This window comes from Streptomyces sp. AB3(2024) (genome assembly GCF_041862025.1).
Taxonomy (GTDB): domain Bacteria; phylum Actinomycetota; class Actinomycetes; order Streptomycetales; family Streptomycetaceae; genus Streptomyces.
On the sequence record NZ_JBGWAB010000142.1, the window covers coordinates 1 to 19,315 of the forward strand.

The following is a 19,315-nucleotide window of genomic DNA, read 5'->3' on the forward strand; positions in this document are numbered from 1 at the left end:
CCCGGCCGACGGGTTGGCGCCGATGGCCTTGTAGATCCACTTCTCCGGGCGGTAGTGCTTCTCGGAGGAGTAGACCTTGGCCATGTAGTCGCCCAGGGGGCGGTAGGCCAGCGCGAGCGCGGCCATCAGTGCGAGGAGCTGGAGCACACCAGCGAAAACGGGACTCATCGGTGGCTAGAACCTCTCCGGGTACACAAGGGCGAGGATGAGGTATCCGAGCAGGGAGACGGCCACGACGAGGCCGACGATGTTCTCGACGTTCACAGCTTGGTCACCCCCCGGGCGATGAGAGCCACCAGCGCGAAGACCGCGACCGTGGTGACGACGAAGGCCAGATCGGCCACCGTGAGCTCCTGGATGAAGAGGGAAGAAATGAATCGGCCAGATGGCCGATGACGAGATAACCGTGTCTTCACCCCGGCGTTAAGACACCTTGACGGGGTCCATACGGGCGCGCGGGAACACTTAACGCCACCCTTACGGGGGGAGGCCGCTCAGCCCCGGTGGGAGAGGCCGGCCGTGTCCAGGGCGGCGCCGGCCTGGGCGGCCAGCGCGACGGCCACCAGGCGGGCCTCCTCGGAAGGCAGCGGGCGGCCGGGGAACGGGGCGAGAAGGAATCGGCCGTAGTAGTGCCCGCCGCCGACGACCCGCAGCTCGGTCTCGCCGTCCGGCCAGGTGTCGTACTCCGTGATCCGGCCAGGACCGCGCAGCCACAGGCCACCGCCGTGCTCCAGCCGCGGCAGGTGCCCCATCAGGGTCCCGTACTCGAAGCGGCAACCGCGCAGCCCCAGCAGGCCCACCAGCTCCCGGCGGACGTACTCGACCACCGCCTCCGGCGAGCCGCCGTCCTCGACCAGCCGGGCGGTTCCCTGGAGACTCGACAGATGCGCGGAATCGGTGACCACCACCGCCTGAAGCCTGCGGGCACGCACGGCCAGCTGCGAGACGATCAGGCCGACGACCAGCAGCAGGACAGCCGTCTGGACCTCGTCACCGTCGGCGATGGCGAACTGCTGGTAGGGCCTGGTGAGGAAGAAATCGAACCATGCGGCCGCCGAGAGTGCGGCGAGCGCTCCCGCCGTGCGGCTGCCCATGGCGGCGACCGCCACGATCGCGACGACCAGGATCAGTGCCTCGTTCGTTGCCGAAAGATCCGTGCGGAAGGGCACGAGTGCGAGCGCAACGAGGAAGGGGATCACGAGGCCCGCGGCCAGGGCGATGCGGTCGCGGAGGCGGAACCAGTAGCCGGACATGTGAGGCCTCCCGTCCGGACAAGCCGATCTTGATGCAGAGCGCCGGTCAGAACTTTTCGGGCTTGATCAGAGCAACCACGAGATAGCCGAGCAGCGCCAAGGCGATGACGAGGCCAACCACGTTCTCCGCGTCCATCAGGATCTTCTCCTCGTGTGTTCCGTGCGGGCAGGTGGCACCCAGGTCAAGCTTGCCCCTCCGCGGAGCCGGGGCAACGCGCGATTACGCCTCTTGACGGACTTCATACGCTGCCGCGACCGGCGCATATGGATCACGTGAAGAGTGGCCGGGCGAGCGTATGGAGCGCGCCAATGGTGCTGGTGGTACGCCCGTGCAGCTTCGACGCTGTCTTGACTTTGCTCATTCGGAGGGACCGGCGACATGGCCATACACGCAGGAAAACCGACCACGGTCGCTCAGGGGCCGGGCCAGGAGGAGCCCCCGGATACCGGCGCGACCCGGACGGGCGACCGGCACAGGCTGACGGCCCTCCAGGGCCTCGCCGCGCTGTCGCTCGATGCGATGGCCTCCGTCGCGTACGGTCCGGAGTCGATCGTGCTCGTCCTGGCCGCCGCCGGCGCCTACGGCATGGGCTTCACGCTTCCCGTCACCCTCGCCATCGCCGCCCTGCTCGCGGTACTGGTCCCCTCGTACCGTCAGGTGATCGCCGCATTCCCGGACGGCGGCGGCTCGTACGCGGTCGCCAAGCGGCATCTGGGCCGGCGTACGAGTCTGGTCGCCGCGGCCTCGCTGATCCTGGACTACGTCCTGAACGTGGCCGTGTCCGTCACCGCGGGCGTGGCCGCCCTGACCTCCGCCTTTCCGCTCTTCACGGGGAGCGGGTCTGGATCTGCCTCGCCGTCCTGGTGCTGGTCACGGCCGTGAACCTGCGCGGGGTCGTCGACTCGGCCAAGGCCTTCCTCGTCCCGACCGCACTTTTCGTCGGGTCGATCCTCGCCATGATCACCGTAGGTCTCTTCCGCGACGGCCCGGTCAGCACCGCATCGGCCGCTTCCACCTCCAGCCGGTCGAGGGCGTCACCGTCCTCGCCCAGCTCGCGGACGCCTCCTTCGGGCACAACGCGGCCTTCTACGTGGTCCAGTTCGCCACCATGGTGCTCCTGGCGCTCGCCGCGAACACCTCCTTCGGCGGGCTGCCCGTCCTGATGAGCCTGCTGGCCCGCGACAACCACCTGCCGCACGTCTTCGCGCTCAAGGCCGACCGCCAGGTCCACCGTCACGGCGTGGTCTGGCTGGCGCTCGTCTCCGCCGTCCTGCTCGTCTTCTCGGGCGGCGACACCAACACCCTGGTCCCGCTCTTCGCCATCGGCGTCTTCGTCGGCTTCACCATCTGCCAGATCGGCATGGTGCGCCACTGGTACGGCGAGCGGCCCAAGGGCTGGCAGGCCAAGGCCGCACTCAACGGCTTCGGCGCGTTGCTGACCGGCGTCTGCGCAGTCATCGTCACCGCCACCAAGTTCACCGAAGGCGCCTGGCTGATCGTCTTGGCCCTGCCGCTGATCGTCCTCGCCTTCGAGAAGATCAACCGCGCCTACGCAGAGATCGGCGAGCGCCTCGAACTGGGTCGCGTCCCCCAGCCGCCGCACCGGGCCCACTCGCTCGTCGTGGTCCCCGTCTCCGGTCTGTCCCGCCTGACCTGCCAGGCCCTCACCGCCGCCCGCTCCCTCGGCGACGACGTCCTCGCCGTCACCGTCACCCACCCCACGGCCGAAGACCGGCAGGCCGCCGAAGCCCTGCGCCGGGACTGGGAGTTGTGGAAGCCGGGGGTCGAGCTGATCGAGCTCTCCTCCGAGACCCGCTCGCTCGGCCGCCCGGTATCGGCGTACGTGCGCAAGCTCGCACAGACCCACCCGGACGCCCAGGTCACCGTCCTCATCCCGGAGACCGAACCCGCGCACCTGTGGCAGCGGCTGCTCCAGAACCAGCGCGGCTCCGTCGTCGCCCACGCGGTGCGCCGCGACACCGACGCCGTCATCTGCCGGCTCCGCTTCCGCATCACCGCGGAACCCGAGCCCACGGTCCTTTGACGTCGCCTTCACGGAGTTCTGACGGATTCGCTCCGCTGTCGTCAAGAGGGCACAAATTACCTGGCCGGTACGGCCGCTGAGGGCCTCAGGAACGGTAAGTTCCTGCCTGTTCCACCGCCGGGGATCCCAACGTCACACGACGAGCCGGAGGGGGTCCCACACGGGACGGATCCCCGGCGGTGCATCCCTCGTTCCGGCTGCGCCGATTCGACCAGAAGGTCTCGCCATGCCTCCCGCCGCCACCCGGCAGGTACCTCCCGTCCCGTCCCCGTCGCAGGCTCCGGTCAATCGGCCGCCCCGAAGGCGCCCAGGCCGAGGGCCCCTGCTGGAGTCGATCCGGGCGGCCGCCTCCTTCCGCGAGGCCTTACGCAAACTCGAACCCCGTGAACTGATCCGGAAGCCGGTGCTGTTCGTGGTCGCGGTCGGCTCCGTGCTGACCACACTGTCGGCGCTCATCCACCCCTCGGTCTTCACCTGGGTGATCAGCGTCTGGCTCTGGCTGACGGTGATCTTCGCCAACTTCGCCGAGGCCGTCGCCGAAGGGCGCGGCCGGGCCCAGGCCGAATCCCTGCGCAAGGCGCGCACGGACACGGTCGCGCTGCGGCTGCGGCACTGGACGTACGGCATCAACCTGCGGCACGCCGAGACGGAGGCCGTTGCCCCGAGCGAGCTACAGCCCTTGGACGTCGTGCTGGTGCAGGCGGGCGAGTTGATCCCGGCCGACGGCGACGTCATCGACGGCGCCGCGGCGGTCGACGAATCCGCCGTCACCGGTGAATCGGCAGCAGTGATCCGAGAGGCCGGCGGCGATCGCAGCGGGGTCACGGGCGGTACGACCGTGCTGTCCGACTCGATCGTCGTACGTGTCAGCTCACGCCCGGGGCACAGCTTCATGGACCGGATGATCGCCCTGGTCGAAGGCGCGTCCCGGCAGAAGACCCCGAACGAGATAGCGCTCAACATCCTGCTGGCCGCTCTCACCTTCATCTTCATCCTGGTGGTCGTCTCGCTCCAGCCGATGGCCGCATACGCGCGCGCAGCCCAGACCACCACCGTGCTCGTGGCCCTCCTCGTCACGCTCATCCCCACGACCATCGGCGCGCTGCTCTCCGCGATCGGCATCGCGGGCATGGACCGCCTCGTCCAGCGCAACGTCGTCGCGATGAGCGGCCGCGCGGTCGAGGCCGCCGGTGACGTCAACACCCTGCTGCTCGACAAGACCGGCACCATCACCCTGGGCAACCGCGAGGCGTCGGCCTTCATCCCGCTCCCCGGAATCGACCACATGAAGCTGGCGGACGCAGCCCAGTTGGCCTCCCTCTCCGACGAGACCCCCGAGGGCCGGTCCGTCGTCGCACTGGCCCAGCAGTACGGGCTGCGGGCAGCCGCCGAGGAGGATCTGAGCAACCCGCGCTTCCAGGAGTTCAGCGCCCGAACCCGCATGAGCGGAATCAACCTGAGCTGGCCCAATGGGGCAGGCTGTGCCATCCGCAAGGGGGCCGTGGCCCAGGTGTCCGAGTGGGTGACGCTTCGCGGCGGGACCGTACCGCAGGAAGCCGCCGCGTGGTCGGCCACCGTGTCCGAGTCCGGTGGCACCCCCCTGCTCGTGGCGGTCCACGACTGGGACGGGCCCCGAGTACTGGGGATCATCCACCTCAAGGACGTCGTCAAGGAGGGCATCCGGGAGCGGTTCGCCGAGCTGCGCACCATGGGGATCCGGACGGTCATGGTGACCGGCGACAACGAGCTGACGGCCCGTGCCATCGCCATGGAGGCGGGCGTGGACGAGTACCTCGCCGAGGCGACGCCCGAGGACAAGCTCGCGCTCATCAAGCGGGAGCAGGAGGGCGGCAAGCTCGTCGCGATGACCGGCGACGGCACCAACGACGCCCCGGCCCTCGCCCAGGCCGACGTCGGCGTCGCGATGAACACCGGAACCTCGGCCGCCAAGGAAGCCGGGAACATGGTGGACCTGGACTCCAACCCCACCAAACTCATCGACATCGTCGAGATCGGCAAGCAACTCCTCATCACCCGAGGCGCGCTCACCACCTTCTCCATCACCAACGACGTGGCGAAGTACTTCGCGATCATCCCCGCCATGTTCGCGTCCGCCTACCCGGGGCTGGAAGCGCTCAACGTCATGGGCCTGAACAGCCCGTTGTCCGCCATCACCTCGGCGATCATCTTCAACGCCCTGATCATCATCGCTCTCATCCCGCTCGCCCTGCGCGGCGTCCGCTACCGGCCGGCCTCCGCACACCACCTGCTGCGCCGCAACCTGGCCGTCTACGGCCTCGGCGGCCTCGTCCTGCCCTTCGTCGGCATCAAGGCCATCGACCTGCTGGTGTCCACGGTCCCGGGGCTCGGCTGAAGTCCGTCAAGACCACATCAGAAGGTCGTCACGGCGCTTGAGCCGTGGGCTGCAAGCCAGTTGGATGGATGACGCTTGACCTTGGCGGCAAGCGACTTCGCCTGTCGCGGCCACCCGCGCAACTGCAGGCTTCCACCCGTACGAGATACGGGATCACACCTCACCGCACGGCAGCACCCCGGCTTCCTCGCCCGCCCGCAGCCGTGCCCGTCCACTGGATCCACTCATGTCTTCGTTCCTGTCCGGTCGGACCGTCATGGTCACCGGTGCCACCTCCGGCATCGGCTACGAGACCGCCCGCCTGCTCGCCGAGTGCGGCGCCACCGTCCTTCTCCACGGCCGCACGCCGGACGAGGCCCGGGCGGCCGTGAAGCGGCTCCTCGCCACGGCTGACGTCGACGCGGAACTCCTGCGTCCGTGCGCGGCGGACTTCTCGCGGCTCGACGAGGTCGAGCGGCTCGCCAACCGGGTCGTCACCGGGCACCCGTACCTCGACGTCCTGGTCAACAATGCCGCTGTCGCCGCCCCCGAGCGGCACACGGTCACCCCCGACGGCAACGAGCTCGCGTTCCAGGTCAACTTCCTCGCCCACTACCTGCTGACGCACCTGCTGGAGCCGGCGCTCACCACTGACCCGGGCGGACGCGTCGTGAACGTCTCCTCCTCGATGCACCGCACCGCGTCGATCATGTGGAACGACCCCAACCGGACCCGCCGGTACTCAAGCCTCGCGGCCTACGCACAGTCGCGGCTCGCGCTCACCGTCTTCGCCGCCGACCCCCGTGTCACCGCCGTATCCGTCAATCCGGGCGTCTGTGAGACCGCGCTGAGACCGCTGTACGGACACGAGGGTGCGACGCCCGCCGAGGGGGCCGCCCACGTCGTACGGCTGTGCGACCCGGCTGTCGAGATCGTCAACGGCGCCTACTACGACCGCGGCGAGCGGAAGGACCCGGCCGCCGGAGCGACCCAGGAACGCACGGTCAAGCGGCTGACCAAGCTCGCCGATCAGCTCGTCGGCCACTGCGTCTGACGGGTCTGCGCACGAGTCCAACCCCGGCCGCAAGGCCGGCCGGCGCTGCGCTCACCAGCGCCGGCTCCCCGCGGGGGCGGCCCACCGTCCCGGGCCGCCCCCGCCCCTCTTCCCTCTTTGACCTAGGCGGCATCCGTCGTGATCGAGCTCCTTCCCACCCGTCTCCCCGCTCTGGCCCGCTGGTTCCCCGGCGGGGCTCCCGGCGTCGCGGCTCTCCCCGAGCACGTCATCGCCACCGGTAACGGCCGCTGGTGGGCGGACCGTGCCGTGAACCCGAGGGCGGTTGCGGTCTCCAGCGGGGACCATGTCCTGCTGCGCGGAGACCCGGGTGCGCTGACCCCTGATGCCCTCGCAGGATTCGTGGGCAGCTACGTCGAAGCCCCGGCCCGTTTCCTGCCCGTACTCGCCGGCGGGTTCCAGCGCATCGATCCGTGGGAGCGCATGGTCTACGTACACCAGGCGCCCGCCGTGCCCGCTCGTCCGGCTCCCGGCATCACGGTGCGCCGGATGACTCCCAAGGACGCGTCGGCCATCGTCGCCCTCGGACCAGGGGCGGCCTGGATCCACAAGACCTGGGGCGGCCCCGAGCAGCTCGCGTCCTCCGGTCTCTGCTGGGGCGCGTTTCACCGGGGCCGTGCCCTCTCCCTGGCCTGCACCTACTTCCTCGGCAGCCGCTACGAGGACGTCGCAGCCCTGGCCGACCCCGGCCACCGCCGACAACACCTCGCCCTCGCCTGTGTCACCGCCCTGTGCCAGGACATCGCCGCCCGCGGCCGCACGGCGAGCTGGACCTGCTCCCGAGACAACCGCCCCAGCCGGCTCCTGGCCTGGTCGGCCGGGTTCCGCCTGACCCGTGAGTACGTCCACTACGCGACCGGTCCGGCTCGCCGTCCGGGACTCGGCAGGCAGGCCGAGGCAGCGTGAGTCCGTAACCGAACGCAGTCGGCGTCACCAAGATGAGCTCGGCGAAGACTCCGGCCGGGGCGGTCACGGGCGGACACCCGTCACTGCAAGCCGGACACCTTGAAGACCGTGTGGGCCGTCTCGCGGTCGATGCGCTCGGCCAGCTGGCGCAGGGCGGTCGCGCCACACAGCAGGGTGCCGCGCTCGATCGATGTGCGGGTGTCCGTGTCGAGACGTCGCCACATCGCGGGATTGCGGACGAGGACGGTCGGGTCGATCTCGACCCGGCTTCCTTCCGTGTCCCGGAGGACCATCCGCCGGGACACCCCGTCGGACCACCGGACCGAGACGAGGCAGTCGGTGCGGACGCTGTGCTCCACCAGCAGCCCGCGGGCGATCAGCAGGCCGGGCCGTGTGGAGACGCGGAGCGGGAACAGGATCACGAAGACGAGGGCGGCCACGCCGGTCCAGAGGAAGCCGCGGGTCACGTCGAGCCGGCCGCCGGCTGCGTCCAGCACGAGCACGGTCGTGAAGAGCAGGGATGTGACCCCCAAAGCCGATCGCCTCCCGGCGGCCCAGTGGATGTCCTGTGCGAGCGGCTCGGAGGGTTCCCCGTGCCCGGCTCGGGAGCCGGCCGCGGACCGAGTGAAACGTCGTCCCATGCGGGCGACGTTAGGACAGGCTGTCCCCTTCGCAGCGAACCCTGATGGACTGCTGACGCCGTGGCGACGACATCTTGACGAGGTTCTGACGGCAGCCGCCCGGAAGGCCCCTGCCGGGGGTGGGCCGCCCCGGCTGGCTGAGGTGCGCGCAGTCGGCATAGCCGATGCGGATGTCCGTGCTCGTGACCGGCCCGCTGCGCGAGCGGCACGGCGAGCTGGGGGCGGCCTTGCACTTCGGGCACGGACGGCGCTCGACGAGATCGGCTTCGGATCAGCGGCGGTTCCAGAGATCCCCGCGGCCGGCTTTCCCCGGCTGCTGCGATGGCGCTCTGCGGCGCTGAGCTCCATCAAGGGGGCGTCAGTGATTGCCCTGAGCCGGTCGTGCAGTCGATCGCAGAAGACGTGGAGGCATCGATGGGCGGAGCCTGGTCGAGGTCTCCTGTCGGACCGACCTCGACCAGGTAGGCAGGTCAGTCGTCGATTGCCTGGTAGAGGGTGGTCCAGAAGTCCTGCATGGCCCGCGCCGAGTCCGGGGTGGACATCCCGGTCTGGGTGAGGAGGATGCCGACGAGCCGGTTGTCCGGGTCGGCGTAGGTCGTGGTGCCCGTTCCGCCGTCCCAGCCGAACTGGCCGACGGGCGCGTAGTCGCCCCGGTAGGTGCGTACCGCCATGCCGAAACCCCAGCCGCCGTGCTGCCCCTGGCCGTATGACAGATGGACGAGGTTGCGTGCCAGGGCTGCTCGGGCGGTTGTCTGCTCGGGCGTCAGGCGGTTGGTGGTCATCAGCTCGACGGCGGCCCGGGACAGGATCCGCTCGGTGCCGTGCATCCCGTGGTTGAGCAGCATCCGGAAGTACGCGTGGTAGTCGTCGGCGGTGGAGTCGAGTCCGCCGCCGCTGGAGGGGAACGCCGGCGGCTTGCTGTGGTGCCCGCCCTCGGCCGGGTCCTCCACGTGGAACTCTCCGGTCTGCGGGTCGGGGGCGTACAGGGGAGGCAGCCGGTGGATCTTGTCGGCGGGGACGTGGAATCCGGTGTCCCTCATGCCCAGCGGTTCGAATATGCGCTCGCGGAGAAACGTTTCGAACGGCTGGCCGGTGACCCTGGCCACGAGCACCCCGAGGAGGTCGTCGCTGACGTTGTACATCCACTGCTCTCCCGGCTGGTGCATCAGCGGAAGCGTGCCCAGGCGGCGCATCCACTCGTCCGGCTCGACTGCCGGCAGCATCCACCCGTTCTCGCCGTAGACCTTCCGCTCGAAGTAGGCGCTCATCATCGGGGAGCCCATCGCCGTCGTGTCCAGCCCGAGCCCGCAGGTGGAGGTGAGCAGGTCCCGCACGGTGATCGGACGCCGCGCCGGGACGGTGCCGTCCAGCGGACCGTCGGGCCGCTTGAGCACTCGCCGGTCGGCCAGTTCCGGCAGCCACTGGTCCACCGGGTCGTCCAGCCGCAGCCGGCACTCGTCGAGCAGGACCATGGTCGCGGCGACCGCGACCGGCTTGGTCGTCGAGGCCATCCGGAAGATCGTGTCCCGGCGCATCGGCGGGCCACCGTCATGACGCATCGTCCCGATCGCTTCGACGTGCGTTTCCTCGCCCCGGCCGACCAGGGCGACGAGTCCGGGGATCTTCCTGGACTCCACATGCCGTTCCAGTACCTCGCGCAGGCGGCGCAGCCCTGCTTCGGACAAGCCGTTGTTGCCGCTTCCCATCATGAATCTCCTTGCACGCATTGGTCGGTCTCGACGGTGCCGCAGGCATGCGGCGAGAGGTGGCCGGCCGGGCATGGCCCTGCCGCCGCGTGGTGCAGACGGGCGATGAACGTGGTGCTCGGCCCCGGGGGATGTGCCGAGGCGGGATCAGACCGGCGTGTCCTCTGTTCCGGTCCCGTTGCCGGCTGCGCGCTCGATGTCGTCGGTCAGCCGCTTCCGGGCGCGGGCGGGGACGTAGCCACCCTCGGAGTAGTTCTGGGCGAACGCGTCGACGAACTCCACCGGATCCTCCCCGACGATCTCGCGGATCGGCCTTCCGTCCACCGCGGCCTGCTCGAACAGGTCGGCGAGGTCTTCGAACATCGACGCATTGCTGTCGCCGTCGGTCGGCACGAAGTACATCAGGTACCGCTCGATCGCTTCGACCGCCGTGCGGTGGTTCTCAGGAAGCTCCTTGGCGCGCCGCTTGTACGCCCTCCAGCGCTTCTTGGGCCCGATCACCTTCATGAGGAAGCCGCTCTTTTCGACATCGGACATGGTTACTTGCCCCCTTCGCGGAGCTGTTCCAGTCGTTCCGTGAGGAAGCTCCACGTCCTCCAGAACTCTTCGAGGTACTCCCGTCCCTGAGCGTTGAGGGAGTGCACCTTGCGCGGCGGCCCCTTCTCGGAAGGGACCTTCTCCACGTCGACGAGGCCGCGCTTCTCCATCCTCAGGAGCAGCGCGTAGACGGTCCCTTCGGCGATGTCGGAGAAACCCTGCTCCCGCAGCCGTGCCGTGATTTCGTAGCCGTAGGCGGGCCGGCCGGACAGGGACGCGAGAATGAGGCCCTCCAGCGTGCCCTTGAGCATCTCGGTCAGCAGCTTGGCCATGGAATGCCTCCTCCCTGCGCTAGTAAGCGCTGTTGAGTACCGGTATACCGTAACGCTGACTACCGGTACTTAGCAAGATGGAATAGCGACCCGTCGGCTCGCTCTCCTCGTGCTCGTCGAGGGGCGCCACCGGGCGACGTCCTCGTCCAGGACGTCGTGCTCCCGCTCCTCGGGCGGCAGGGTCCGTAGCTGCTCGACGGCGGCGTCCACGTAGCGGGTCGTCCAGAGCGCAGCCGCGTTCAGGACCAGGCCGGGCTCGCCGAGCTGGTCCTGAACGCGGCTGCGCGTGTGGTCGAAGGTGCCCATCCTGGTGGTCTCCGCCCGCCACGGCTCCGAGGAGAAGGTCCGGGCCCTGGACGCGGGCGCCGACGACTACATCACCAAGCCCTTCAGCATGGACGAACTGCTGGCCCGGCTGGGAGCCGTCGCTCGGCGCACGTCGACGCTGGGCTCGGCCGCCGCGGCCGAAGCGGTCGTCGAGACGGAGGAGTTCACCGTCGACCTGCTCGCGAAGAAGGCCCGGCGCAGGGGGCAGAACATTCGGCTCACGCCGACGGAATGGCATCTGCTGGAGGTCCTGATCCTCAACCGCGGGCGGCTCGTCAGCCAGCGGCGGCTGCTGCAGGAGGTGTGGGGTGCCTCCTACGGAACGCAGACCCACTACCTGCGTGTGTACATGGCTCACCTGCGGCGGAAGCTTGAGGTGGACCCGTCGCACCCGCGCCATCTGATCACCGCCCCCGGCATGGGGTACCGCTTCGACGTGTGAGTGCGGCGCGTCCCACGGGGGCGCCGTCAAGGGCCCGTCAATTCCCGGCCTCCCGCGTATGGAGGTCATCAACGTGCCTGGTGAGTCGAACTGTTGAGCCAGATGCTGGCGTGCACGCGAGGCCGTACGAACGGCCCGGGTGTGAGGCTGGAGTGCGAGTGACGATCACCGCCGGTACGGAGCGGAGTCAGGGAGCGGGGGCCCCGGATTCTGTCGCGGAGATCCCCGCCCCCGCGGAATCGCAGTCCGGAGAGGGGCCGCGAGGAGCATTGACTCGGCGACGGCCTCCCACCACCATCGCCCGGGCCGCCCGCTTGCTCACCGACCGCTACTGGGCCACCTTGCCCGGCCGGCTGCGCCTCGCCCGCGCGGCGTGTGCGCTCCTCGCCACCGGGTTACTGGTCCTGCTCGCGGTGGCGGCGACGGGGGCGGCCGGCACGTGGGACGAGACGGCCCGGCGCGACGCACCTCGCACCCTCTCCGCGACCCAGCTCAACCTCGCGCTCAACGACATGGACGCGCAGACGGCCAACATCCTCCTCTCCAGCGGCGATGCAGGCACCGGCAAGGGGCGTCTGGGAGAGTCGTACGCGAAGGCCGGCGGCTTCTACCGGGACGCACAGGAGACCATCAGCCGCTCGCTGCGCACGCTCGCCGCCGCTTCGGAAGGCGATCCGGCCACCGAGGCGACCGTCGTGACGCTCACCGACGACTTCGCGCACTACCAGGAACTGATCGGGCGGGCACTGGAGAACGACGGCCGTCCCGGCGGCAAGGACGCCGCCCGGGAGGACTACAGGGCCGCGACCGACCTCCTCGCCGGGCGGCTGCTGCCGGAGGCCCGCAAGCTCGTCGACGCCAACAACACGGTGTACGGGCGGCAGTACGCCGCGGCGCGAGGCGACCTCGACCTGCAGCGGAGCGCTGAAGCCGTCCTCGGCGTGCTGCTGATCGCCGGGCTCGTACTGTTCCAGATCCACCTCGCCCGCCGCTTCCACCGGGTCTTCAACCCGGGACTGATCGCCGCCACCCTCTGCGCCGTGGTCGCGGTCGTGTGCGCCGCCCAGCTGCTGACGACCACCTACGACCGGATGAAGGTCGCCCGCCGGGACTCCTTCGACTCCGTCATCGCGCTGTCGCGGTCCAAGGCGATCGGCTACGACGCCAACGCGGACGAGAGCCGCTACCTCCTGGACCCCGACCGCCGCACGACGTACGAGCGGTCCTTCCTCGACAAGTCGCATCAGCTGTACGGGATCGCGGGCGCCGGACTCGACACGTACGACGGCAAGCTCGACGAGAGCTGGTCCGCGTACCGGAAGGACCACGACGAGAAGCGGTTCACCGGCGAGTACCGGCGCGAGCTGGACAACATCACCTTCGCGGGGGAGCGCGAGGCCGCCGAGAAGACAGTCGAGGCGTACGCCGTCTACCAGCGCGACGACCGGACCTTCCGGCGGCTGGTGGCCGAGGGGAAGACACAGGAGGCGACGGTCTTCTGCATCGGCTGGGCATCGGACACCTCCAACGCCCACTTCGGGGAGTGGATGAAGGCCCTGGACCGGGTCACGGCCATCAACCAGAGGCACTTCGACCTCGCCGTCCGGGACGGCCGCGGGGCACTGACCACGCAAGCCCCGATGGCCGGCGCCGCGCTGCTGCTCACGGCCGGGCTGACCGTGCTCGGACTGCGCCGCCGACTGGCCGAGTTCCGCTGAGGCAGGCCCCTCAGGGCAGGGGCAGGCCGAGATCGTACGGGAACTCCGCGCCGCTCCTGAGGAAGACGAGCCGCACCCGGAGGTGGAGTGCCGAGTGTGGGGGTGCGGGTCGGGCGGTGATCGTGCCGTGAGTGCGGTGGCCGTCCGGACTCGTGCCGCAGGCCCCGCCCCAGTCCACATAGGTGTTTCCGAGGTCGTCCTCCGCATCGAGGGTGAGCAGCACGGACGCCGGTAGCGGCGGAGAAACGGTGTAGTGGAGCGTGAAGGAGTCCGCTAGCAGGGTCAGCCCGTCGATCGCGAGCTGATACGAGCCGCCCAGGATGGGAAGGGCGGGGAGATCGGCGTGCCCGGTGTGCCTGCTCATACGAGGGCCGCCACCTGGCCGGGGTGTTCCTCGACCACGAGATGGCCGGCGTCGGGAATGACGTGCAACTCGGTGTCGAGCGTCGCGTGGACCACCGGGTAGAGCCGTCGCGGGGGCAGGAAGGTGTCGTGTGCGCCCGTGGCGACCAGCCGGGGAACCGTCCGTGACGGGAGCTCGGCCGTGCCCGGGGCACCGCTCGACCCGGAGTGGCGCGCGACGAGGGTCATCCACTCCACCAGATCCGCGCGGGGCCGGCTCCCGGGCGCGAGCATGGCCCGTAGGAGCCGGGCGCTGCGCGCGGGAGTGGGTCGGATGAACCAGGCGGCGGAGACTGCGAGCAGCCCGGGCGCCAGGCGCAGCCGGCCCGGCCCGCCGGGGGAGACGAGCACGAGCCGGTCGATCAGCGGGGAGGGACTGGACAGGGCGATGGCGGCACCGAACGAGTGGCCGATCACCACCGCGGGTCCGGTCACCACGGCGTCGAGGACTTCGCTCAGCCATGCGCCGTACCAGGACAGACGGCCGCCGGAGAGCCCGCGCGCCCCGGAACTGAGCCCGGGCTGGCCCGGGACGTCCGCCATGACGAGCCGGTGTCCGGCCTCGACCAGCGCCGTGGCCAAGGGCAGGGACGCGGCGGCGTTGAAGTTCGTTCCCGCGACGAAGACGACCGTGATCGGGCCGGTGCCGGCGGTGACCACGTGGGTGCGTGCTCCATGGACGGTCACGGACATCCGCTCGTGCGGCACCGGCCAGGCGTCGAGCTGGCCGGTGCACCAGCGGCGGATGTGCTCCCGGCCCGCCGTACTGCGGTAGATGGAGTCCATCCGGTGAGTATCGCCGTTCATCCTGCCACCGCTCCTTCCTTCGCGGCCGGTGCACCGACGACGTAGTGGGTGTATTCGATTTTGGGACGGAAGCCCGCCGTCCATGCGAGCAGGCGCCCTGGCCGGTTGGCGGTGGAACAGGTCCAACTCGGTGTGTGGCGGCGGGCGGCTATGTCGGAGCACAGGGCGTTGACGCAGTCGAGCACGAGGTACTGGATACGGGGGTCGGGGACGGTGACGCAGGCTATGTCCTCGTAGGCGGTGCCGAGGAAGTAGGTGCAGGCGACCGCCACGATGCGGTTGCCGTGGAAGGCGGCCCAGGCGTACCCGGAGCGTGCGAGGGCCTCCGGGCCGCCCCAGGTGTGGTGGATCCAGCTCATCGCCGGGGGAATCGTGGCGAGCGCGCGGGCGTCCCCGGCGTCCAGCCTGCGCACGGTGACGCCCCGCGGTGGCCGGGTGACCGGTGCGGCGGAGCGTCTGACATGCACCATTCGCTGCCGGGGTGAGACATGGTCGAAAGCGGTCCTGATCAGCGGGAGGAAACGGCCGGAGGCTTCGATGTGGCGATCGGCGAAGCGCGCGAGGTCTTGGGGTGCCAGGGCCTGCGGGTCTCCGCGCAGGAGCAGGTGGTGTCCGCATTCGGCGGCGATGACGCGCGGCTGGACGACGCGGTCCACCCACCAGCGGCCGGCCTGGGTGGTCAGGGCGTGCTCGGTGAGAGCGGACGGGCCGGGGGCGCCGGCAGGGAACCAGCCGGCGAGGGCCGGAAGCCTGTGGGAGGGCAGGTTGATCATGATTCTTCCTCGGGGCATGGATGCGGGGCGGCCCTGGTCGGAGGGCCGCCCCGTGGTGGAGTGGGTCGCTGGTCAGCAGGAGGGCTTGCTGCCGTGGTTGGATCCCTTCTTGCGGCGGGCCCTCTTCTTGCGTGCGCGCTTGGACATGTCCGTGGATCCCTTCAGGCGGTGTGGCCGACGAGGAGGTCGGCGAGCTTGTTGAGGCGCTTGATCGTGCGGTCGTCGGTGGCGGCCGCGGCCGGGGCCACGCGTTCGTCGCGGTCGTAGTAGGCGCCGTTGACGATCTCGGTGCCCGGGTCGCAGAGCCGTACGACGTGGCCTGCACCCTCGGCGGCGGACTCGCCCTCGATCCCGTAGAGGGGGAGCAGCCCCGTGTCGCAGATCCCGGGATGGACCGAGACGGCGGTGACGCGGGGGTCCGAGGCGAAGACCGTCAGCGCCAGCTGCGACTGCGCGTAGGCGGCGAGGCGCGAGTAGCGGCGGACGCGCTGCGGGTCGTTCCACTGGATGGTGGCGGTGCGGTGGAGCGAGGAGGAGACGTTGACGACCCGGCCCCCGGGATCGGTGGTGAGGGCGGGGACCAGGAGATCGGTCAGGAGGTAGTGGGCGAGAAAGTTGACCTGGAAGGCGATCTCGTTGCCGTCGGCGGTGAGCGTGTGGCGCTCGGGTGCGGCGATGGCCGCGTTGTTGACGAGTACGTCGAGGTGCGGGTGTTCGCGTACGACGGCGTGGGCGAGGTTCTCGACCTCCTCCAGGCGGGCGAAGTCGGAGGCGAGCGGGCGTACGAGGTTGCCGTCGATGCCGGCAGTGGCGATCAGCCGGTCCGTCGCGGCCTGGGCCTCTTCGGGCGTGCGGCCGTGGAGGAGGACGGTGGCGCCGCGTTCGGCGAGCTGGCGGGCGGTCTCATAGCCGATGCCGGAGGTGGCGCCGGTGACGAGGACGGTACGTCCGGACAGGGATGAAGACATGTCGGATTCCTGGATCCTGGAAGCGAGCATGGCTGACGGGCCCGGCGCCCGGCGGATGGCGGGTGCGGGTTCAGCTCATGCGGGTGATGGTGAAGATGCGTACGAAGCCGGGGTCGGCCCCCTGTGAGGGCCGACGGCAGGTACGTCGATGACGCGCGGCCGAAGTCAGAAGGCCGGGCGGACAGCGGGCGCCGTCGGCTGCACCGGATTCGGTGGCCGATCGTCGTAGCGCGGACCGCTGTTCATGACTCCATCACAGCGGATCCGGGGCGCACGGGCAAGATCCCGAATGGGTCCCTGACGGACTTCTGACGTTCGTCGGGTGATGGGGCTCGGCCGCATTCGCGCACGTCATCAGGGTCGCGTCAAAGATCGACGGCCGTGCGGAAGGAACGCGTCAGGAAGTGTTGGCGCGGCCGTCGCCCGGCCGCACACTGGTTTTGCGACGGAGCCGGGTGACGGTCCGGTGGCGCGCGGCTGGAGGGCGGTGACCTGAACTCCGCCAGGACAGCGCATGGTCCGGCTCGTGGGGGGTCCGGGGCCGATGCGACCGCGCGTCGGTCAACCGTCGCACAACACATGAGCCGTCCGGCGTCCGGTGTGGGGGCACCGGGCCGGGCGGCTCGCGTGTTCCGGCCGTCCGGTCGGATGAGTTCCGTCAGGGCGGAGTCACTTGCCGGTATCGGTCCTTGAGCGCCGTCCAACAGTGCTGTTGGACGGATGCCAGGGGAATCGGCCTCGGTCGGCGCCACGACGACCGGCCGCCGCATCCGGCGCCGCCCGCCGTGCATGGCGCTGCCCTTCGGGCGCTACGGCGCCGTTCGAGACCCTGCGGCCGGCCGTGTCGACCACCGGCCGCCCGCAGGATCCACCTACACCGTCCGACCATGGCCGTACCAGGCCGGCCGCCGTTGATCCACACTCGGCCCGGCTCGGCCCGTACGAGCCGATGGTCTACGTCTGCGGGTCGCGCGCTGTCAGGCACCCGCCGCCGCGTGCCCGTACGACGGCCGAGCAGTCGAGGACGTACGGGCGTGGGCGCGTCTCTCGCCCGAGGCCTCCTGGGGCCAGGCGACCTGCGGCGGGCCGCACGGGCCGCGGCCCGTGGGCGGACGCCGAGCCGGTCCCGCTCCACGGACGATCGGCCCGGCCGGTTGCCGGCCGGGCAGGCGGGGTCCTGCCCGCAACGGGAGTGCGTCCGCTACGCCACCGGGAGGGTGCGCGTCAGGACGCGTCGGAATCCGCTCATGAGCGGGCATGAATGATCCGGCTGCGTACGCCGGCTCAGCCGTCGATGTCGATGGCTGATCCTTAGCCGTACGACAGGAGCTCGCCACGATGGCCACCCCCGCCCGCTCCTCGCGCCTGCGCGCGTGGATGCTGGAAGGCCTGACCACCCAGACCGGTTCGCCCGCCGCCAAGGAGGAGGCGGCCCAGCCGCACGGGCGGCCGTGGTGGCGGGTCATGTGCCTGACCGGTCTCGACTACTTCTCCACCCTCGGCTACCAGCCCGGTATCGCGGCGCTCGCCGCAGGTCTGCTGTCACCGCTGGCGACCATCGTGCTCGTCCTGCTGACCCTCTTCGGCGCGCTGCCCGTCTACCGGCGCGTGGCCGAGGAGAGCCCGCACGGCGAGGGCTCCATCGCCATGCTGGAGCGGCTGCTCACCTTCTGGAAGGGCAAGCTGTTCGTCCTGACCCTGCTCGGGTTCGCGGCGACCGACTTCCTCATCACCATCACCCTCTCGGCCGCCGACGCGACCGCGCACCTGGTGGAGAACCCGCACCTCACCAACACCCTGCATGGCGCTCTCCCTCCTCTCCCGGCTCGCCCGGGTCTTCGAGCTGCGCGTCACGCACATGGAGTTCGACGACATGGCGCAGCGGTTCATCCGTGACACCGCCAACCGCACGATCCGGTTCATCGCCAACGAGCCCGACAGCCGGGACCTGGAGGAGTACCGGCAGAAGAAGGCGCAGATCCGCGCGGACGACGACATCCCGGCCGAGGACGACGTCATGTTCGTCGAGGTCACGGTCCTGGACGCCTCCGAATTCGAATCGGGGATGCGCGTGCGCGGCGAGGTACTGCACGGCCGCTACCGCGTCCTGACCCTGGAAAGCTCCAGCATCCCCAACGCGCTGGCCGCCCTCCTCCTCCATGTCCGCGACGAAACCGGCCAACGGCCGCACGGCGACGACGGAGCCGACCGGCTCTCTTCAAGCAGCATGGGGACGAGAGCCCGGACTCTGGTGCTCAATTCCGGCTGTTCACGCGGTGAGGGCGACAGGCCGACGCAGAGCGCCGGTGTCTCGGACCTGCGGAGGACGCCCGGAGCACCGACGTTGAGGCCGTGGCGGGCGCCCTCCGGAGCTCCCGTCTGCGGATCGGATCCGCGGAGGGGCGGCTAGTTGACCGCCGGCCCGGAATTGTTCAGCCAGGCCCACTCCGACCAAGTGGCAAAGCCGGTCTGCCACTTGTGGTAGACACCGGCGCTGCTGGTCGCGAACACCTCGATGCGCCCGTCGGCGTCGTTGCCCGCGGCGATCTCGGTGCCGCCGCCGCCGAAGGTCTCCCACTCCGAGTACGGCGCGTTCGGGCGGGTCTGCCAGGCGTGGCTCGCGGCGGTGGCGTTGATCGCGAACACCTCGACGCGGCCGTCGGCCGACCGCGAGTGGGTCAGCTCGGCGTTGGAGATCCCTCCCATGCCCGCCCATTCCGACCACGAGGTGGGGCTGGTCTGCCAACGGTGGAACACACCGGTGGAGTTGGAGGCGAAGACCTCCAGCCTGCCGTCCTGGTTGTAGCCGGCCGTGAGGTCGTGTCCGCCGCTGCCGAAGGTCTCCCAGGCGGACCAGGCGCCGTTGACTCCGGTCTGGTAGAGGTGCTGGAAGGTGGTGTCGGAGAGGGCGAAGACTTCGAGTCGGCCGTCGGGTGCGGTTTCGAGGGCGAGGCGTGAGGTCGCGGGGCCGCCGCCGGTGCCTTCCCAGTTGGCCCAGTTGCCGCTGGGTGCGGTCTGCCAGCGGTGGAAGAC

The 19,315-nt window shown here is 70.2% G+C and carries 17 protein-coding genes and 5 pseudogenes; 7 read left to right on the forward strand and 15 right to left on the reverse strand.

From position 1 onward, the window contains the following. The 5 genes and pseudogenes from ACEPPI_RS34575 to kdpF (ACEPPI_RS34595) all read right to left on the reverse strand — a co-directional run. Positions 1-168 (reverse strand): annotated as a pseudogene (locus tag ACEPPI_RS34575) (potassium-transporting ATPase subunit KdpA); the annotation flags it as partial. A 6-nt stretch (positions 169-174) separates the two neighbouring features. Next, a complete protein-coding gene (gene kdpF, locus ACEPPI_RS34580) occupies positions 175-264 on the reverse strand; it encodes a K(+)-transporting ATPase subunit F (protein WP_373919222.1) in 90 nt (29 codons plus the stop codon). Beyond that, positions 261-416, reverse strand: coding sequence for a hypothetical protein (locus ACEPPI_RS34585; RefSeq protein WP_008734570.1), 156 nt, complete (start codon positions 414-416; stop codon positions 261-263). Before ACEPPI_RS34585 ends, kdpF (ACEPPI_RS34580) begins: the two co-directional genes overlap by 4 nt. Positions 417-494: 78 nt before the next feature. Further along, entirely contained in the window at positions 495-1,253 is a 759-nt protein-coding gene (locus tag ACEPPI_RS34590; RefSeq protein ID WP_373919223.1) for a DUF4118 domain-containing protein, read from the reverse strand. 46 nt (positions 1,254-1,299) lie between these two features. Beyond that, on the reverse strand, positions 1,300-1,389 hold the full coding sequence (kdpF, locus tag ACEPPI_RS34595) for a K(+)-transporting ATPase subunit F (RefSeq protein ID WP_285527747.1): 90 nt from the start codon (positions 1,387-1,389) through the stop codon (positions 1,300-1,302). 243 nt (positions 1,390-1,632) lie between these two features. Between kdpF (ACEPPI_RS34595) and ACEPPI_RS34600 the strand changes: the two are divergent. The 4 genes and pseudogenes from ACEPPI_RS34600 (at position 1,633) to ACEPPI_RS34615 (ending at position 7,629) form a co-directional block, all read left to right on the forward strand. Then, a pseudogene (locus ACEPPI_RS34600) lies at positions 1,633-3,298 on the forward strand (APC family permease). A 226-nt stretch (positions 3,299-3,524) separates the two neighbouring features. After that, positions 3,525-5,672 carry a potassium-transporting ATPase subunit KdpB gene (gene kdpB, locus ACEPPI_RS34605; protein WP_373919225.1) on the forward strand — a complete coding sequence of 716 codons (2,148 nt, stop codon included), beginning with the start codon at positions 3,525-3,527 and terminating at the stop codon, positions 5,670-5,672. A 226-nt stretch (positions 5,673-5,898) separates the two neighbouring features. Then, on the forward strand, positions 5,899-6,705 hold the full coding sequence (locus tag ACEPPI_RS34610; protein WP_373919227.1) for an SDR family NAD(P)-dependent oxidoreductase: 807 nt from the start codon (positions 5,899-5,901) through the stop codon (positions 6,703-6,705). A gap of 138 nt (positions 6,706-6,843) precedes the next feature. Next, positions 6,844-7,629, forward strand: coding sequence for a GNAT family N-acetyltransferase (locus ACEPPI_RS34615; protein WP_373919228.1), 786 nt, complete (start codon positions 6,844-6,846; stop codon positions 7,627-7,629). An 80-nt stretch (positions 7,630-7,709) separates the two neighbouring features. On the opposite strand, the gene ACEPPI_RS34620 is transcribed toward ACEPPI_RS34615, so the two are convergent. The 5 genes from ACEPPI_RS34620 to ACEPPI_RS34640 all read right to left on the reverse strand — a co-directional run bounded on the left by ACEPPI_RS34620 (position 7,710) and on the right by ACEPPI_RS34640 (position 11,151). Beyond that, complete coding sequence (locus tag ACEPPI_RS34620) at positions 7,710-8,162, reverse strand: hypothetical protein (protein WP_373919229.1); 453 nt, start codon at positions 8,160-8,162, stop codon at positions 7,710-7,712. Between the two features lie 578 nt (positions 8,163-8,740). Then, positions 8,741-9,976, reverse strand: a complete 1,236-nt coding sequence (locus tag ACEPPI_RS34625; RefSeq protein ID WP_373919237.1) for a serine hydrolase domain-containing protein — start codon at positions 9,974-9,976, stop codon at positions 8,741-8,743. Between the two features lie 147 nt (positions 9,977-10,123). After that, positions 10,124-10,513, reverse strand: coding sequence for a DUF1048 domain-containing protein (locus tag ACEPPI_RS34630; RefSeq protein ID WP_373919230.1), 390 nt, complete (start codon positions 10,511-10,513; stop codon positions 10,124-10,126). Between the two features lie 2 nt (positions 10,514-10,515). Further along, entirely contained in the window at positions 10,516-10,845 is a 330-nt protein-coding gene (locus ACEPPI_RS34635; RefSeq protein ID WP_285527752.1) for a PadR family transcriptional regulator, read from the reverse strand. A gap of 69 nt (positions 10,846-10,914) precedes the next feature. Then, positions 10,915-11,151 (reverse strand): hypothetical protein, encoded by a 237-nt coding sequence (locus ACEPPI_RS34640; RefSeq protein ID WP_373919231.1) that lies wholly within the window; start codon positions 11,149-11,151, stop codon positions 10,915-10,917. Here ACEPPI_RS34640 and ACEPPI_RS34645 point away from each other — a divergent pair. After that, positions 11,126-11,614 (forward strand): annotated as a pseudogene (locus ACEPPI_RS34645) (winged helix-turn-helix domain-containing protein); the annotation flags it as partial. The gene ACEPPI_RS34640 and the pseudogene ACEPPI_RS34645 sit on opposite strands and share 26 nt — an antisense overlap. 269 nt (positions 11,615-11,883) lie before the next feature. Further along, complete coding sequence (locus tag ACEPPI_RS34650; RefSeq protein ID WP_373919232.1) at positions 11,884-13,332, forward strand: hypothetical protein; 1,449 nt, start codon at positions 11,884-11,886, stop codon at positions 13,330-13,332. 10 nt (positions 13,333-13,342) lie between these two features. Here the strand turns inward: ACEPPI_RS34650 and ACEPPI_RS34655 are convergent, their stop codons facing one another. The 4 genes from ACEPPI_RS34655 to ACEPPI_RS34670 all read right to left on the reverse strand — a co-directional run bounded on the left by ACEPPI_RS34655 (position 13,343) and on the right by ACEPPI_RS34670 (position 16,282). Then, positions 13,343-13,696 (reverse strand): hypothetical protein, encoded by a 354-nt coding sequence (locus tag ACEPPI_RS34655; protein WP_373919233.1) that lies wholly within the window; start codon positions 13,694-13,696, stop codon positions 13,343-13,345. After that, the gene (locus tag ACEPPI_RS34660; RefSeq protein WP_373919234.1) at positions 13,693-14,541 is read right to left on the reverse strand and encodes an alpha/beta fold hydrolase; all 849 of its coding nucleotides are present in this window, start codon (positions 14,539-14,541) and stop codon (positions 13,693-13,695) included. Before ACEPPI_RS34660 ends, ACEPPI_RS34655 begins: the two co-directional genes overlap by 4 nt. After that, positions 14,538-15,314, reverse strand: a complete 777-nt coding sequence (locus tag ACEPPI_RS34665) for a GNAT family N-acetyltransferase (RefSeq protein ID WP_373919235.1) — start codon at positions 15,312-15,314, stop codon at positions 14,538-14,540. The genes ACEPPI_RS34660 and ACEPPI_RS34665 overlap by 4 nt, the downstream gene beginning before the upstream one ends. A gap of 161 nt (positions 15,315-15,475) precedes the next feature. Then, positions 15,476-16,282: an SDR family NAD(P)-dependent oxidoreductase gene (locus ACEPPI_RS34670; protein ID WP_373919236.1), complete on the reverse strand. Its 807-nt coding sequence runs from the start codon at positions 16,280-16,282 to the stop codon at positions 15,476-15,478. A 1,338-nt stretch (positions 16,283-17,620) separates the two neighbouring features. Here ACEPPI_RS34670 and ACEPPI_RS34675 point away from each other — a divergent pair. Further along, a pseudogene (locus ACEPPI_RS34675) lies at positions 17,621-18,473 on the forward strand (hypothetical protein); the annotation flags it as partial. A 215-nt stretch (positions 18,474-18,688) separates the two neighbouring features. Here ACEPPI_RS34675 and ACEPPI_RS34680 read toward each other — a convergent pair. Further along, positions 18,689-19,315: pseudogene (locus tag ACEPPI_RS34680) on the reverse strand (peptidase M23); the annotation flags it as partial.